Source organism: Zhongshania marina, from assembly GCF_002915595.1.
Lineage (GTDB): Bacteria > Pseudomonadota > Gammaproteobacteria > Pseudomonadales > Spongiibacteraceae > Spongiibacter > Spongiibacter marinus_B.
The window spans coordinates 118806-134147 of sequence record NZ_PQGG01000042.1; the positions used below are offsets into that span (position 1 = coordinate 118806).

A 15342-nucleotide genomic window follows, 5' to 3' on the forward strand; every position below is an offset into this window, starting at 1 on the left:
CGAATGTCAGAAAATGCTGAAACCACAGTCCTCGATATCGAATGGATATTAAATAGTCTAGGGCAACCTCTTGTTTGTGTAGACGCAGCTGGGCGGATTAGCTATGCCAATGCTGCGGCAATTGAGTTAAGTGATTGCGAGTACGCGGTGGGCCTAAACTTAGGCGAGTTTCTGCCCTTTATTGTTGAATCTAGTGAATGTCCATTCTCAGACGTGCTTGCCCAAAATACTGAAGATGCCTCTAATATTGAGCTTATTCTTCCCCACAATAGTAACAATCGTTATACGGCTTCGGTGACGAATATTTACGATGACAAGGAGGCCATAGTCGGCCGTAGTGTGTCTATTTTCGAATGCAGCGGTATTGCGAAAACTCATGCCGCTGTGAAAGATCATTTAGACCCACTGACAGAGTTGATGGGGCGGCAGGAGTTTGAACGACGCCTAGAAAATCTTGTAAACGATGCCTCGGCTAGCTCTAGAACCCACGCCTTGTTATATATCGACATTGATCAGTTTAAGTTGATTAATGATACAAGCGGTCATGGCGCCGGCGATAACTTAATCAAAAGTATCGCTGAATGTCTTAATGCTGAGCTTTTTGTTGGCGATATGCTATGTCGGCTCGGTGGCGATGAATTTGGTGTGCTGCTGAGTAATATCGATAGCTTTGAAGCGCGCTCCGTTGCCAATCGCCTCATTAAAGCGGTAAGGCGCATGTCTTTTTCATGGAGTGGGATATCCCATAAGGCGTCGATAAGTATTGGTGTGGTGTTGATAGATGAGAACACCCAAGACCGCGAGCGGGTTATGAGTCAGGCCGACGTGGCGATGTACTCAGCCAAAGAGGAAGGTCGCGGCAGGGTGCATATGTATGACACCAATAATAAAAAGCTCAGTCGTTTACATGACGATATGGACTGGGTGCATCGTATCAACAAGGCCTTGGCTGAGGATGATTTTTGCCTAGTCACAGAGCGAATATTGCCCTTAGTCGATGAGGATAATCGCACTACGATTTATAACGAAATCCTTGTTCGTATGCGCTATAACGGTGAGATGTTACGGCCAGGTCAGTTTATGCCCGCTGCGGAACGATTTGGTTTAATGCCACAAATAGATCGCTGGGTAATAAAAAACTTCTTTAATTACGTGCAGAGAAATTCTGATCTCAATACCAGCAACGTGATGTACTCTATTAATATCTCTGGCCAGTCTTTATGTCAGGAATCTTTTCTTGAGTTTGTATACCGCTGTCTGCGCAGAGGCAATGTGAATCCTGAAATTATTTGTTTTGAAATTACCGAAACAGTAGCCATTACAAATTTTTCTGTGGTGACTCGGTTTATACATCGCGTGCATGAGCTAGGCGGAAAGTTTGCGCTAGATGATTTTGGAACCGGCATGTCATCCTTTGGTTACCTGCAGGAATTGCCCGTTGATTTTGTAAAGATCGATGGTTTGTTTGTACATGATATGGATAAAAACCCCGTACATGAAGCAATGGTACGCTCCATCAATGACATTAGTCACGTCCTCGGTAAGCGCACTATTGCGGAGTTTGTAGAGCGCCAGGAGGTGTTTGATCAACTACAAAGCTTGGGTGTTGATTATGCTCAGGGGTATTTACACGGTAGGCCTAAAGATCTCGTTGATATAGCGGCTGTCAGTGCATAGCATCACCATTCTAAAATACTAGGCCTAGTATTTTGCTCTCGAAACTGCGTTTATTCTGCTTCTGAATTTACCACCCTATCGGCCTTGGCAATATAGCGGGGCTTATTCTTGGTTTGCAATTTTGCGTTTGCTTTTTTGATCTTAGTATTTAGCAGCTTATTCATTTTCTTTTTTCTGTTCATAACCGCTCCAAAAATGAATGGTGAAGGCTAGCGTCAAAGGGAAACTCAGGTGTCGCGCATCATACGCGCTAATACCATTAAACCAAAGATGTGAATGCTAGCAATAATGCCCGGAGTGACCGTCTTTTTCCTATTTGCTATATTGCTAGGCAAAGCTCTATAGGGCGTGCCTTGCGTTAGACCACATGAAACAGCATTTTAAAGAAAAGTTACGCCGCCCCGCGCTGGCGGAAAATGAGGAATCTTGGGCCTTTGTGATTCTGCCTAAGGAGCTCAGTGGCACTCTAGCTCGCCGTGGGCGAATATCGGTAGAGGCCAGTATTAACGGTAGTAGCTTCATTGTCACCCTCGAACCCGATGGATATTTGAGCCACTGGCTGCGAATAAGCGCCGAGATAATGACGTCGGCAGAGCTAGATTTTGGCGACATTGTCTCTGTTGCAATCACGCCGCTAGATCAGGAGCCAGAGCCAGAAGTGCCCGCAGATTTTAAATTGGCCTTAGGGAAAGCCCAAGATGCCGGTGGCGTTTGGACGCAGACGACAGTCATAGCGAGGCTGGATTGGATACATTGGATTGAATCTGCCAAGCAATCTAAAACCCGCGCTAAGCGCATAGCTGATGCCTGCGATATGCTTTCCTCGGGCAAACGACGGGTTTGCTGTTTTGATCAATCTGGCTTTTACAGCAAAGCCTTACGCGCCCCAAAGGAGGCGAGCTAATTCTGCTTGCTGTCTGGTCATTTCATTTTACGTAAATACGATATTAAAAATGTGGTAAATGTTCGTTTTTCACACGGGTATTTGCCGGGGAGGTATTGTGGCGGGACATAAAATTTTTACGATGAGTTTTTCTAAAGTGTATCCCCTATATGTTCAAAAGGCGGAGCGCAAAAGTCGTACAAAAGCAGAGGTGGATGAAATTATTTCTTGGCTGACTGGGTATAGTCAGGTGGAACTAGAGTCTCAGCTTGAGAAGCAAATTGATTTTGATGGTTTCTTCGCGCAGGCCCCCGCTATACATCCAAATGTGTCGCAGATTAAAGGCTTGGTGTGCGGTGTTCGTGTGGAGGATGTCGAAGATCCGCTCATGCAGAAAATACGTTTTTTAGATAAATTGATCGATGAACTTGCCAAGGGCAGGTCGATGGAAAAAATTCTGCGTTAGATGAAGGATGCAATGCCTCTGGGTTGTCGCTGTCAATTTTTTTGCGTGGGTGTCGATCTTCCAAGCCGCCATTCGACTATATTGAGAGGAGCTTAATTCGGCTGCATTTTTGATTTACCGCACGACGCTCCTAGCAAAGCAAATACATGACTAGCAAGCCCAGCTTTAAGGCGAGGAGATACTATGGCTAATGAAGAATCAACAGTGTGCCTGCATCGGGTACTACGGGCGCCGCCGGCGCGGGTCTATAAAGCTTTCACGAATAAAGGCGCGATTGAGCGCTGGCTGCCGCCATACGGATTTGTTGGCACTATCCACGAGATCGATGTTTGTATTGGCGGCGGCTATCGGATGTCGTTTGAAAATTTCAGTACTGGCGGAAGTCATTCTTTTAGCGCTACTTATACGGAATTGCAGCTAAATCAACGGATTGTGCATCGCGATCGCTTTGATGACGAAAATCTACCTGGTGAAATGCAGGTGGTGATCGATCTTAAGGAGGTTTCCTGTGGCACGGATATTAGTATCGTTCAGTCGGGCATTCCCGCCCTAACTCCAACGGAGAGTTGTTATTTGGGTTGGCAGGAATCGCTTGAGCAACTCGCCAAATTAGTAGAACCAGAAATTCCTGACAATGGCTAAGTGAGCAATTGAGCGCAGTATGGATATTGGTTTATGGATGTTTATCTGCGCTCGGATTATCGTTGCTTGCGGCGTTTTTAGGCAAAGGTTCTGTATTTTTGATCTCTAGTGCTGGTTCCGGTTGTTTTGCGATATAAAAGCTCATAATCGCCGCAACCGAAATCATCATCACGCTCAGCCAATGTATTTTTACGATAAGCAAGGCGCTGGTCAAAATTGTAATCCACAGCATGGCAATAATAAGAAATTTGATCTTCCTTGGAATCCCTTGGCCATTCAGATAATAGCGAATGTACTTCCCCCACCAGCGGTGTTCAGTCAGCCACACATAAAAGCGTGGCGAACTGCGTAAAAAACAGGCTGCGCAGAGTAATAAAAACGGAGTTGTTGGCACCACTGGCAGTAAAAGACCGATCATGCCCAATACAAAGGAAATCCAGCCGATGACAAATAGGGTGTAACGAACGACAGGGTTGCGGTGCTGATAAGGTGTTTTCATTATTTCTCTAATTCGATGCTTGCCGCTTACCTTAGCAAATAAGTGAGAAAGGGCGAAGGCTTTACGCTGGATGGGAGACGGAAGACGCAAAAGCCGGCGCGACTGCGCCGCGAGAAGCATGACCGCGGAGTAGTTTGCCCTTGTATCTCCCTTCTCCCGTTAAGCATTCAGCCGCCAGCTAGCGCAAATGTGTTTTCATTATTTCTCTAATTTGATGCTTGCCGCTTACCTTAGCAAATAAGCACGAAGGGGCGAAGCGGATTTTTGGGCGGACGTCGAAGGCTTTACGCTGGACGGGAGACGGCTGACGCAAGCCCCGAGGCGCTATTTCGCACGAAATACTAGCTCGAAGGGGGACTTTGCGTTTCCCGTCTCCCATCAAGCATCCTGCGAGAAGCCCTCAGCCTACCACCTAAGCTACTATCGTCAGACGCAAGACTTCCGACATCCGACCATTCCTTAAAAATCCCTGATCGTTTTTGTCATCTACTTGATCAGCAGCGACATTGTTCGATTTCTGAGCCGCAGAGATACTTCTTGGCAAGCGGGTTAATACTGCGGCTTGTCTTGCGCTTTGTTAACCGAATTTAAACACGAAGGAGAGACCTGATGTCGTCATCGGCTGAAATTCTTAGCCAAGCCTTTACGCTGGGCTATACCTATACGCGGTCTACGGGGCCTATTGTGGGTCAGTTTTTGACCTCGCTGCGGGCACGTAAAATGGTTGGCATTAAAGCCAGCGATGGCAAGGTGCTGATGCCGCCGGTGGAGTTTGATCCGGTAAGTGCCGACGCTTTGAGCGAGTTTGTTGATGTGGCCGACAGCGGCGTCGTAAAGACCTGGTGCTGGGTAAAGCAGCCCCGCAAAGCTCATCCAAGTGATAAGCCTTTTGCGTGGGCAATGATACAACTCGACGGCGCAGACACCCCAATGTTGCATTGGGTTGATGCGGGTGACGAGGCGGCCATGAGCACAGGTATGCGGGTTAAAGTGCGTTGGGCTGAAGAGACCAAGGGCTTGATGAGCGATATTAATGGCTTTGTTCCTGAGGCCGTTGCGCTGTTGGGTGAGTTGAAGCCTGCGGCGTCCGATGAGCAGATTACCGGCATGGAAGCGCCAATTTACCTGACCTATAACTTCACCGCTGGCAAGGCGACGGCGCGCTATTTACAGTCGATGAAAAAGGGCAAGTTGGTAGGCCAGCGCTGCCCGAATTGCCGTAATGTGTATATACCACCGCGTGGATCCTGTGCCGCCTGCGGCGTGCCAACCGAAGAAGAAGTGACCTTGGGCAACAAGGCCACGGTTGAGTCCTTCACAATTGTTTACATCCCCATTCCTGGTAACCCCATTAAGCCGCCATATGTTATCGCCAATTTGGTCTTAGATGGCGCGAACCTGAGTTTCTTGCATTTGCTCAGCGAATGTAAAAACGAGGATGTGCGGATTGGTATGCGCGTAGAAGCGCTTTGGAAGCCCGAGGCAGAATGGGGCTACGCCATGGAAAATATTCAGTACTTCAAGCCCATAGATGAGCCGGATGTACCGGTTGATCAAATTGGCAAATTAATTGATGAGGGCCGATAAAATGCGTGATGTTGCGATAGTTGCCTTTGCGCAATCGAATTGCCAGCGAGATGCCGGTGCGCAAAACGAAGTCGAATTGATTATGCCGGTATTAAGTGAGGTGTTTAAACAAACCGGAATAAAAAGCGCGCAGGACGTTGATTTTACTTGTTCTGGTAGCTGTGACTATCAGCAAGGTGCGGCCTTTGCCTTTGTTGCCGGTGTGGATGCCCTAGGTGCGGTGCCACCAATTAAAGAATCACATGTAGAAATGGATGCAGCGTGGGCGCTTTATGAAGCCTGGCTGAAAATCCAAATGGGGCATGCTGAGTCAGCATTGTTGTACGGTTTTGGCAAATCTTCTCCGGGTGAGCTACCGATAGTGCTGTCTCAGCAACTTGATCCGTATTACCTCGCGCCGCTGTGGGTAGACACCATTGCCTTTGCGGCGATGCAGGCGAGAACAATGCTGGATTCAGGTGAGATTACCGAGGCTGACATGGCCGAGGTGGTGGCGCGCTCAAGAAATAATGCCCTGGCGAATCCCCATGCGCAGTTAAAAGGTGATCAGACCGCCGCTGATTTATTAAAAGAAGCGACCTATGTTTCTCCTTTGCGTCTTCATGATTGCTGCCCTATTTCTGACGGTGCCTGTGCCATGATTATCTGCACCATTGAAAAAGCAGAGGAGTGGGGCAAACCCTACGCGATCATCAAAGGGATTGATCACCGCATAGAAACCCATCACATCGGCTCGCGGGATTTAAGCCGCTCGGTATCGACGGAAATTGCCGGTGAAGCGGTTGGTGTAAAAAATGGCAAGGTCGATGTTGCTGAGCTATATGCGCCCTTTAGTCATCAAGAAATTATTCTTAAAAAGGCCCTGGGCTTGGGCGATGACACGGTCATTAATCCCTCAGGTGGGGTGTTGGCGGGTAACGTCATGATGGCATCCGGCTTGTCGCGAATTGGCGAAGTCGCCATGCGAATTATTCGCGGTGAAGCAACACGCGGGGTTGCCCACGCGACATCAGGTCCGTGCTTGCAACAAAACCTAGTTACCGTACTGGAGGCGAAATAATGGCTCAGTTAGCTGCGGTTGTTGGCGTAGGCCAAACAAAATATAAAACCAAGCGTAAAGATGTTTCTATTGCGGGAATGGTCAGAGAAGCAGCGGTAGGTGCCCTTGAAGATGCGGGCCTAACGTGGAAAGACATAGACGCGGTCATTATCGGCAAGGCGCCAGATATGTTTGAGGGCGTAATTATGCCCGAGCTATATTTGACTGATGCATTGGGCTGCAATGGCAAGCCTATGCTGCGTGTACACACGGCGGGTTCGGTAGGTGGCTCAACCGCCATTGTTGCCGCCAGCTATGTGCAAAGCGGTGTGTTTAAGCGGATTTTGACGGTGTCTTTTGAGAAACAGTCGGAGTCAAATGCCATGTGGGCGCTGTCTAATCCACAGCCGTTTTCACCTCATTTGAATGCTGGTGCTGGCGGCTATTTTGCGCCAATTATTCGCGAATATATGCGTCGCTCAAATGCGCCCTATGATGCGGGTATTAAAGTTGCGGTGAAAGACCGTCTGCACGGAGCAAAGAATCCGCTAGCGCATTTGCAGCTGCCGGAAATTTCTATGAAAGAAGTGGAAGATAGCCCCATGTTGTGGGAGCCGCTGCGCTTTTTAGAGGCTTGCCCGTCCTCCGATGGTGCTTGTGCCATGATTATCGCGAACGAGGAGCTGGCAACTAAGTCGCCTCGTAAACCAGCGTGGATACGCGGTGCAGCGATGCGCTCTGAACCTACCATGTATGCGGGGCGTGAGCAGGTGAATCCGCAGGCAGGTATTGATTGCGCTAAAGATGTATATGCGCAGGCTGGCATTCACAACCCTCGCAAAGATCTCGATTGCGCTGAAATCTATGTACCCTTTTCTTGGTACGAGCCAATGTGGTTAGAAAATCTTGGCTTTGCCGATGTGGGTAAAGGCTGGGAATTAACGATGTCTGGTGCAACGTCATTGACCGAGGGTGGCGACATACCGTGGAACCCCTCTGGTGGTGTATTGTGTTCTAACCCGATTGGCGCATCGGGGATGATTCGTTTTGCCGAGGCGGCTCAACAGGTACGCGGCGAAGCTGGTGCGCATCAAGTCGATGGGGCAAAAACCGCAATGGGGCACGCCTACGGTGGTGGTGCCCAGTTTTACTCGATGTGGGTAGTCAGCTCAGAAAAAGCGTAGTAGCGCCGAGCGCCACCTTTGTCTCGTCTTTTGGGAGGATGGTGGCGCTACTGATATTCGCGAATAATTGCCGTTGTAGTGGTAAGCCAGTGCCGCCACAAGCTGGATGATAAATTCTTAGAATGAGCTACGGATATCGCTCAGAAAATAATAAGGGATCGAGAATATGGCTATGCAATTTAACCTCGCCGATTTATTTGAAGCCGTTGCTGACAAGGTGCCGGAACGCGAGGCCTTGGTCTGCGGAACAAGTCGTTGCAGCTATGCAGAATTGGATGCCGGCGCCAACCAAATGGCGCATTATCTCGCCTCAAAAGGGGTGAAGGCCGGCGATCACGTTGGTTTGTATATGTACAACTGCAACGAGTATCTGGAAGCGATGCTCGCCTGCTTTAAAATTCGCGCGGTGCCCATCAATGTAAACTACCGCTATGTTAAAGACGAATTGCTTTATATTTTTGACAATGCGGATATGGTTGCCTGTATCCATCATCGCGAGTTTATCCCCGCTATTGCCGAGGTGCGCAGTGCGGCGAAAACCTTAAAACTATGTGTTTCTGTTGATGACGATAGCGATTTCGCCCTCTCTGATATTGACGCAGTGGATTACCACGCTGTTCAGCAAAGCCAAAATAAAGCGCGTGATTTTGGCGAGCGTTCTGGGGACGACTACTTCATTCTTTACACCGGCGGCACCACAGGTATGCCCAAGGGCGTAATGTGGCCCCATAAAAATGTGTTTTTTGCCGCAATGGGCGGCGGTGGTCATTTTTCCCCCCTCGGTGCATGCGAAAAACCAGAAGACATGGCAAGCCGTGTAACTGAACACCCATTGCGCGGTATTGCACTGGCACCGCTAATGCACGGCGCGTCGTGGTGGTACGCCTGTATTCAGTTATTGGCGGGCAATGCTTTAATCCTAAATCATAAGCGCTCCTTTGACGGCGAATCCGTTTGGCAAATAGTGGCTGATGAAAAAGTGAATGCAGTGCAGATTGTTGGCGATGCCATGGCTATTCCGCTGCTAGATGCCTTGGCCGCAAACCCTGATCGCTGGGATTTAACGCCGGTATTCAATGTGGGCTCAGGCGGCGCGATTTTCTCAGACGCAAAGCAAGAAGCCTTTAAAAAGTTTTTTCCCAATGTGTTTATTACCAACAGCTTTGGCTCCTCTGAAGGCGGCCAAATGGGGATGGACAACGGCAGCAAAAAGACTGCATCCGGCCTTGGTAATGTTAGCCGAACCGATTATATGGACGTGATTATTGATGTTGAGGGCGAGCCGCGCCGTCACGCTGAATTAGGCGAAACCGGCATTTTTGCCCGCGCCGGTTATATACCCAATGGCTACTACAATGATCCGGTAAAAACAGCGAAGACCTTTATCGAAGTGGATGGCAAAACCTGGTTGTTAACAGGGGATGCCGCCAAGCTCGAAGACGATGGTTCTATTACGGTATTTGGCCGTGGTTCCAATTGTATTAATAGCGGTGGCGAAAAAATCTTCCCAGAAGAAGTAGAGGATGCACTCAAAGCCCATGACGGAATATTTGATGCCTTGGTGGTTGGTGTTGCCGATGAGCGTTGGGGTAGCCGCGTCAGCGCAATTATTCAGCCCCGCAAAGGTATTCAATTAAGTTTAGAAAACATCCAAGAACACTGCCGCAAGCATATTGCTGGTTACAAAGTGCCACGGGAAATTCATCTAATTGACGAATTGCCCCGTGCCCCAAGTGGCAAGCCAGACTACAAAACGGCTAAGGCGTTTGCAGAAAGCGGCAAGGGCGCCACCTCATAATAAATTTATTTTTTGGAGCTACAAATGCCTACAGAATTAGCTATCAGTACCAAGACCTGCATTGTAGAGCAGGATGGGAATGTATTGATTGTCACGCTAAATAGACCAGAGGCAAAAAATGCCTTTAACCCAGAGATGCTATTGGGTTTGTATAAAGCCTGGCGTTTATTAGATGAGGACGACAATCTCTATTGCGCAATTCTCACCGCCAATGGCGATACATTTTGCGCCGGTATGGATTTAAAAGTTGGGCCAGATGGCGACCAAGGCACTACCCAAGAATTTATGGAATTAATGGGCACAGTACCTAATATCCACTGGCAGGCGCTGCTTCGTGAAAATCGCCCCTGCAAGCCATTGCTGCTTGCGGTAGAAGGTTATGCATTGGCTGGCGGTACAGAAATACTTCAGGGTACTGATATTCGCGTTGCCGCCGAAGATGCCATTTTTGGCGTAACCGAAGTGGCGCGGGGTTTATATCCCATGTCGGGTTCGACCATTCGTTTACGCAAGCAAATTCCCTATTGTTTGGCGGCGGAGATTTTATTGCTTGGCGAGCATGTGTCTGCCCAGCAGGCTTTGGAATTTGGTCTTATTAATCGCGTGGTGCCAAAGGGTGAAACCTTAAACGAAGCGAAAAAGTTGGCTGATAAAATTTGTGCCAATGGCCCCTTGGCGGTGAAGGCGGTGGTGCGCTCATTGCGTGAACATACTGAGCACCTAGCTGAAGATGAAGCCATGCAAAAATCAGATGAATTAGCAGGCCCAGTGTTTGGCTCTAAAGATGCCAAAGAAGGCATGCGCGCCTTTAAAGAAAAACGTCCTGCGGTATTTACCGGCGAGTAAATCACCTCATTCTGCGGCGAGATTCATCGAGGTGAATCTTCGTCGCGGAATATACACCTCCTCATAAAATCTCAATATAAGGCACTCGTCATGTCCGGCCCACTTACAGGTTTACGCGTCATAGAAATGGCTGGGATTGGACCGGCACCGTATGCCTGCATGCTGTTGTCAGACCTCGGTGCAGAAGTAATTCGCATCGATCGCACTTCCGGCGGCGGTCTAGGTGGCCATGCCGGCGATGTAACCGCGCGGGGCCGTAAATCCATTGCAGTTGATTTAAAGAATGCAGACGGCGTTGAAGTCGTTTTGCAGTTGCTTGAAAGTGCCGATGTGCTAATTGAATGTTTCCGCCCCGGTGTGATGGAAAAACTGGGTTTGGGACCAGCGGTTTGTGCTAAACGTAATCCCGCCTTGGTCTATGGGCGAATGACGGGCTGGGGGCAAGATGGCCCCTTGGCGAAACAAGCCGGCCACGACCTAAATTATATTGCCATTACCGGCTTGCTTGACAGTTTTGGCTCGCCAGGTGAAGCGCCGCCAACACCGCTGAATGTCATCGGGGATTTGGGTGGCGGCGCGATGTTTTTAGTGTTTGGCGTGCTTGCAGCCTTATTGGAGCGAAAAGACTCCGGGGTGGGGCAGGTGGTAGATGCCGCGATATGCGACGGCACATTGTCTTTGCTGAGTACCATCCACGGGCTCAAGGGTATTCAATATTGGGACATGCAGCGCGAGCAAAATATCTTGGATGGCGGTGCGCCGTTTTATCGTAGCTATCTGTGTAAAGATGGGCGCTCTATTTCTGTTGGCGCGATCGAGCCACAGTTCTATGCTCAGTTACTCGATATTCTGCAATTGGATTTTGGCGGCAGCGACTATTTCGCACAAATGGATAAAGCTCAATGGCCTGCGCGTCGGGCGCAGATGGCGGCTAAGTTTTTAGAAAAAACGCGGGATGAATGGGTTGCGCTTTTCGAGACCACAGACGCTTGTGTCGCGCCAGTATTAGATATGGATGAAGCAGAGCATTATCCTCATAATGCCATTCGTAAAAATTTGCTGCGTCGCGACAATGTTCTACAGGCCGCGCCGGCGCCGCGATTTTCCCGTACTCCAGGTGAAATCCAACATTCGCCGGTGGCGGAAGGTAAAGACTCAATAGCGCTGCTGACGCGTTTAGGCTTTAACCCAGAGCGCATCGACCAATTACTGAGCGCCGCCGTGATTAAACAATCGGATTAAATTGATGAATGATTTAGTAAAGGGTTTTAGTGAGCTATTAAATGCGCGACGGTCTGTGCGCGGATTTACGCCGCAAGCGGTGTCGCAATCTGAGTTAGAGTCGATTTTTACTTTGGCCCAGCGGGCACCGTCAAACTGCAATACCCAGCCCTGGCAGGTGGCGGTGGCGAGTGGTGCCAGTATTGAAAATCTGCGGAGTAAAATTCCAGCGGCGTTTAGTGCTGGGGAATGGACTATGGATTTTCCCTACGACGGAAAATATGACGGCACCTATAAAGAGCGCCAGTACAAGGCCGCTGCAGATTTATACGATGCAATGGGAATTAGCCGCGACAATAAAGCGGCGCGACATGAGCAGTTTATGAAAAATTATGAATTTTTCGGTGCCCCCCATGTCGCATTTTTATTTCTGCCAGAACCCTTTGGGCTTCGCGAGGCAGCTGATCTTGGTATGTACGCACAAACATTAATGCTGAGCATTAGCGCACATGGTCTAGCGAGTTGCCCGCAAACGGCACTTGGCTTCAATTGTGATTTGGTCAGACAGGAGCTAAATATTGATCCTGCAAATAAATTACTTTTCGGCATTTCTTTCGGCTACGAAGATAGTGAAAATCCCGCCAATGCTTGTCGTACAGAGCGAGCTGCGCTAAGGCAATCGGTAACTTTCTACGACTAGCTGAGCAAGCAACAGCAATTAAAATAATGAGAAAATTATGAGCGATACTCTTTTACAACAGCTAGATGACGACGGTGTTCTGCTATTAACATTAAACCGTCCAAAGAAGAAAAACGCCTTTAATAAAGAGCAGTGGTTGGCGTTTCGCGACGCCTTGGTCGCCGCTAGTGAAAATCCGCGGGTAGCCTGTGTGGTCATTACCGGCGCTGGCTCAGATTTCTCTTCTGGTGTTGATCTAAATGATTTCTCCGATGCCGATGGCGAGCATCCCTTTGAGGTTTCTGCCAAGGCATTGGTGGATTTTGATAAACCTGTTGTGAGTGCTGCAAAAGGCGTAGCGGTCGGTGGTGGAGCTACCTTATTGCTGCATACCGATGTCGTTTACGTTGGTCATAGCCTGCGTTTACGTTTTCCCTTTACCGCGCTTGGTTTGGTGCCAGAGTGGGGGAGCAGCTATCAGTTGCAGGCAATCATCGGCGCCCGCAAAGCGGCAGAAATAATGTATACCTCCGAGTGGCTTAATGCAGAAAAGGCCGTCGATTTAGGTATTGCCAGCGCCAGTTTTGATGATGATCTGCTATTAGACAAGGCGATGGAAAAAGCGCGGGAGATAGCGCAGTGGCCGATTTCTTCCTTGGTAGAAACAAAAAAACTCATGCGCAGCGTTCACCGGGCCGCTATTCACTCAGCGATGGGTGGTGAAACAGAGGGAATGGCAAGATTGGCGGGCTCAGCAGAAAATATAGAAGCCGTGGTCGCAATTATGGAAAAGCGCAAACCCGATTTTAAGCAGTTTAGACGTTAGTAAAATAAATTAAGTAGCGCGTGGTTTTTTGTGTCGACTCACCCACAATCAGACCACTTCGTTGAATCATTAATTGGCCAAAATGAGCGTGTTATGGGGTATGGCTCCCAGTTCCAGGCAGCGTTTTACCCATATCATGGCCACACGTTCAACCATATTATGGCCGAGAAGTCATAATAGCGGTCAGTCGCTGACTTTCTAATCATCAACGCGACTGCTCGAAAACAGGCGATCTGCTGGGCTCAAAACGCCTTTCCCACCTCGATTTACAACATGAGTATAAATTTCCGTTGTTGAAATGTCAGAATGCCCTAACAATTCCTGAATAGTGCGCAAATCATAACCCGCTTCCAAAAGGTGTGTCGCAAAACTATGCCTAAAGCTGTGGGCCCGCGCAGGCTTATTGATTGCCGCTGCCCGTACAGCATGACGAATATGTCTTCCTAGCGCTGTCGGGTGCAAGTGATGCCGTCTAAAAACACCTGATCGCGGGTCTTTGCCAATGCGACTAGCGGGGAATAAGTATTGCCAAGCAATTTCCTTCGCTGCGCCAGGGGATTTTCGATTTAAGGCGTTTGGTAAATACACCTCACCAAAACCATCTGCCAAATCTTGCTCGTGCAGTAATTCGACCCGTGCAATCTGGCGCTTCAGCTCCGGTATCAATTGCTGCGGTAACATGGTGGATCGATCTTTATCGCCTTTACCTGAGCGCACGATAATGTTGTTGCTACTAAAATCGATATCTTTGATGCGAAGCGCCAATAACTCAGCACTTCGTAAACCACTTCCATAAAGTAACGCCACCATTAATCTTTGGGGGCCGCGAAGCTGAACTAGAATTGATTCTATTTCGCCACGGCTATAGATCACCGGCAATCGCCTAGAAGCGCGTGCTTGCGTATATGCCAAGTCCTCTAAGGCTAATCCGAAAAATCGCCTGTATAGATATATCAGTGCATTCAGTGCAACTTTCTGCGTCGCCACTGCGCAATGGCGATTTATTGCCAAATGACTTAAAAACGCTTCGATATGCCGCGCACCAAGGTCTTTGGGGTGCTGTTTGTTATGGAAATAAATGAAGTGCTTGACCCAATAAACATAGGTTTGCTCGGTGCGGTAAGACAGCCCTACGCTCCGAATATGGTGCCGTAATTGGTCAATAAAACGCGCTGGGCGTTCTGGTATGTGGTGCCTGATGTCATCCATAACAAAGCTCCAAAATACTGATTATATATACAGTAGATAAGAGTATCAAAGCTGTCAAACCCGTATTCAACAGCATTGCGCTCACTAATCCCGATATGGTTCTCTTAAGTAATTGATTTTTATTTAGAAGTGATTATGATCAGAGCCAAAGGATTCCACATCAAATGCAGGATGCACGCAAATGAAAAAATCATTTCAGACTTACTATCGCCCTGATTCAAATAGAATTATCCTCCTTAATCATCTCAATGCTTAGACTCGTTATGTACACGAGTTATAAAGCGCAACGCATTTGAATTCACTGTTAGCACATAAAATCCGCATTGACTATTCAGTGTTTTTAACTGGTTTTTTTGTCTTTCATTTCTGTTTAAAATCGTCGGGTTAATTCATTCAAAATTGCAAGTTTCATTGGCCGCAAAACTCCGTCGTGGTCTCACGGTTAAATTCGGTGGTTCATCTAATTTCGGACAGTCCGGGCTTCGTGAAAAGAAATTGTTAACCAAGTGGTTGCCTTTGTTCAGTAAAAAAGACAAAATCCAAACCAATAAATAAACAAAGCATTGCACTGTATATTTGTGGGGCGGGGCAACATGGTACTTTCAATTAAACATCTGGCAACGCCGTGCTAACAAGTGCATGCTACGGACAAAAAACGGCTGTCACTTTTTCCGCAATTCCGCTGCGCGGGCGCAAAAACCGCCAGTCGTTTTTTGCCGCAGATGCAGGCGTTGAGGCTGTAGATTTTCTCTTAAAAACCAGTGTTTTTTGCTAAAATCAGGCATC

The 15342-nt window shown here is 48.3% G+C and carries 15 protein-coding genes; 12 read left to right on the forward strand and 3 right to left on the reverse strand.

From position 1 onward, the window contains the following. Positions 1–3 precede the first annotated feature (3 nt). Positions 4–1677 carry a sensor domain-containing protein gene (locus C0068_RS18350; RefSeq protein ID WP_103685923.1) on the forward strand — a complete coding sequence of 558 codons (1674 nt, stop codon included), beginning with the start codon at positions 4–6 and terminating at the stop codon, positions 1675–1677. 50 nt (positions 1678–1727) lie between these two features. Here C0068_RS18350 and C0068_RS18355 read toward each other — a convergent pair whose 3' ends face one another. After that, positions 1728–1859: a DUF2986 domain-containing protein gene (locus C0068_RS18355; RefSeq protein ID WP_103685924.1), complete on the reverse strand. Its 132-nt coding sequence runs from the start codon at positions 1857–1859 to the stop codon at positions 1728–1730. A gap of 185 nt (positions 1860–2044) precedes the next feature. Here C0068_RS18355 and C0068_RS18360 point away from each other — a divergent pair, with 185 nt between their 5' ends. From C0068_RS18360 to C0068_RS18370, 3 genes are all read left to right on the forward strand, one after another. Beyond that, positions 2045–2581 (forward strand): YdeI/OmpD-associated family protein, encoded by a 537-nt coding sequence (locus tag C0068_RS18360; RefSeq protein ID WP_103685925.1) that lies wholly within the window; start codon positions 2045–2047, stop codon positions 2579–2581. Between the two features lie 97 nt (positions 2582–2678). After that, positions 2679–3026 (forward strand): DUF2200 domain-containing protein, encoded by a 348-nt coding sequence (locus C0068_RS18365; protein WP_103685926.1) that lies wholly within the window; start codon positions 2679–2681, stop codon positions 3024–3026. Between the two features lie 183 nt (positions 3027–3209). Then, positions 3210–3668 (forward strand): SRPBCC family protein, encoded by a 459-nt coding sequence (locus C0068_RS18370; protein WP_103685927.1) that lies wholly within the window; start codon positions 3210–3212, stop codon positions 3666–3668. Positions 3669–3699: 31 nt separating this feature from the next. Here the strand turns inward: C0068_RS18370 and C0068_RS18375 are convergent, their stop codons facing one another. Beyond that, positions 3700–4167: a YbaN family protein gene (locus tag C0068_RS18375; RefSeq protein WP_103685944.1), complete on the reverse strand. Its 468-nt coding sequence runs from the start codon at positions 4165–4167 to the stop codon at positions 3700–3702. A gap of 609 nt (positions 4168–4776) precedes the next feature. Here C0068_RS18375 and C0068_RS19740 point away from each other — a divergent pair. From C0068_RS19740 to C0068_RS18415, 8 genes are all read left to right on the forward strand, one after another. Then, on the forward strand, positions 4777–5754 hold the full coding sequence (locus tag C0068_RS19740; protein ID WP_103685928.1) for a Zn-ribbon domain-containing OB-fold protein: 978 nt from the start codon (positions 4777–4779) through the stop codon (positions 5752–5754). Further along, positions 5741–6814: a thiolase family protein gene (locus tag C0068_RS18385; protein WP_233208864.1), complete on the forward strand. Its 1074-nt coding sequence runs from the start codon at positions 5741–5743 to the stop codon at positions 6812–6814. The genes C0068_RS19740 and C0068_RS18385 overlap by 14 nt, the downstream gene beginning before the upstream one ends. After that, positions 6814–7977 carry a thiolase family protein gene (locus tag C0068_RS18390; RefSeq protein ID WP_103685929.1) on the forward strand — a complete coding sequence of 388 codons (1164 nt, stop codon included), beginning with the start codon at positions 6814–6816 and terminating at the stop codon, positions 7975–7977. The genes C0068_RS18385 and C0068_RS18390 overlap by 1 nt, the downstream gene beginning before the upstream one ends. A gap of 166 nt (positions 7978–8143) precedes the next feature. Further along, positions 8144–9775, forward strand: a complete 1632-nt coding sequence (locus tag C0068_RS18395) for an acyl-CoA synthetase (RefSeq protein ID WP_233208865.1) — start codon at positions 8144–8146, stop codon at positions 9773–9775. Between the two features lie 24 nt (positions 9776–9799). Continuing rightward, positions 9800–10621, forward strand: a complete 822-nt coding sequence (locus tag C0068_RS18400; RefSeq protein ID WP_103685930.1) for a crotonase/enoyl-CoA hydratase family protein — start codon at positions 9800–9802, stop codon at positions 10619–10621. Positions 10622–10711: 90 nt separating this feature from the next. Beyond that, positions 10712–11863 (forward strand): CaiB/BaiF CoA transferase family protein, encoded by a 1152-nt coding sequence (locus C0068_RS18405; protein ID WP_103685931.1) that lies wholly within the window; start codon positions 10712–10714, stop codon positions 11861–11863. A gap of 4 nt (positions 11864–11867) precedes the next feature. Further along, a complete protein-coding gene (locus tag C0068_RS18410) occupies positions 11868–12542 on the forward strand; it encodes a nitroreductase (protein WP_103685932.1) in 675 nt (224 codons plus the stop codon). Between the two features lie 37 nt (positions 12543–12579). Further along, a complete protein-coding gene (locus C0068_RS18415; RefSeq protein ID WP_103685933.1) occupies positions 12580–13347 on the forward strand; it encodes an enoyl-CoA hydratase-related protein in 768 nt (255 codons plus the stop codon). 198 nt (positions 13348–13545) lie between these two features. On the opposite strand, the gene C0068_RS18420 is transcribed toward C0068_RS18415, so the two are convergent. Beyond that, complete coding sequence (locus C0068_RS18420) at positions 13546–14556, reverse strand: integron integrase (protein ID WP_103685934.1); 1011 nt, start codon at positions 14554–14556, stop codon at positions 13546–13548. Positions 14557–15342: the final 786 nt, after the last annotated feature.

Excerpts from the sequence above, each read along its gene's own strand:
- C0068_RS18350 (WP_103685923.1), top strand. The coding sequence starts at position 4 with ATGTCAGAAAATGCTGAAACCACAGTCCTCGATATCGAATGGATATTA.
- C0068_RS18355 (WP_103685924.1), bottom strand. The coding sequence starts at position 1,859 with ATGAACAGAAAAAAGAAAATGAATAAGCTGCTAAATACTAAGATCAAA.
- C0068_RS18360 (WP_103685925.1), top strand. The coding sequence starts at position 2,045 with ATGAAACAGCATTTTAAAGAAAAGTTACGCCGCCCCGCGCTGGCGGAA.
- C0068_RS18370 (WP_103685927.1), top strand. The coding sequence starts at position 3,210 with ATGGCTAATGAAGAATCAACAGTGTGCCTGCATCGGGTACTACGGGCG.
- C0068_RS18375 (WP_103685944.1), bottom strand. The coding sequence starts at position 4,167 with ATGAAAACACCTTATCAGCACCGCAACCCTGTCGTTCGTTACACCCTA.
- C0068_RS19740 (WP_103685928.1), top strand. The coding sequence starts at position 4,777 with ATGTCGTCATCGGCTGAAATTCTTAGCCAAGCCTTTACGCTGGGCTAT.
- C0068_RS18385 (WP_233208864.1), top strand. The coding sequence starts at position 5,741 with ATGAGGGCCGATAAAATGCGTGATGTTGCGATAGTTGCCTTTGCGCAA.
- C0068_RS18390 (WP_103685929.1), top strand. The coding sequence starts at position 6,814 with ATGGCTCAGTTAGCTGCGGTTGTTGGCGTAGGCCAAACAAAATATAAA.
- C0068_RS18395 (WP_233208865.1), top strand. The coding sequence starts at position 8,144 with ATGGCTATGCAATTTAACCTCGCCGATTTATTTGAAGCCGTTGCTGAC.
- C0068_RS18400 (WP_103685930.1), top strand. The coding sequence starts at position 9,800 with ATGCCTACAGAATTAGCTATCAGTACCAAGACCTGCATTGTAGAGCAG.
- C0068_RS18405 (WP_103685931.1), top strand. The coding sequence starts at position 10,712 with ATGTCCGGCCCACTTACAGGTTTACGCGTCATAGAAATGGCTGGGATT.
- C0068_RS18410 (WP_103685932.1), top strand. The coding sequence starts at position 11,868 with ATGAATGATTTAGTAAAGGGTTTTAGTGAGCTATTAAATGCGCGACGG.
- C0068_RS18415 (WP_103685933.1), top strand. The coding sequence starts at position 12,580 with ATGAGCGATACTCTTTTACAACAGCTAGATGACGACGGTGTTCTGCTA.
- C0068_RS18420 (WP_103685934.1), bottom strand. The coding sequence starts at position 14,556 with ATGGATGACATCAGGCACCACATACCAGAACGCCCAGCGCGTTTTATT.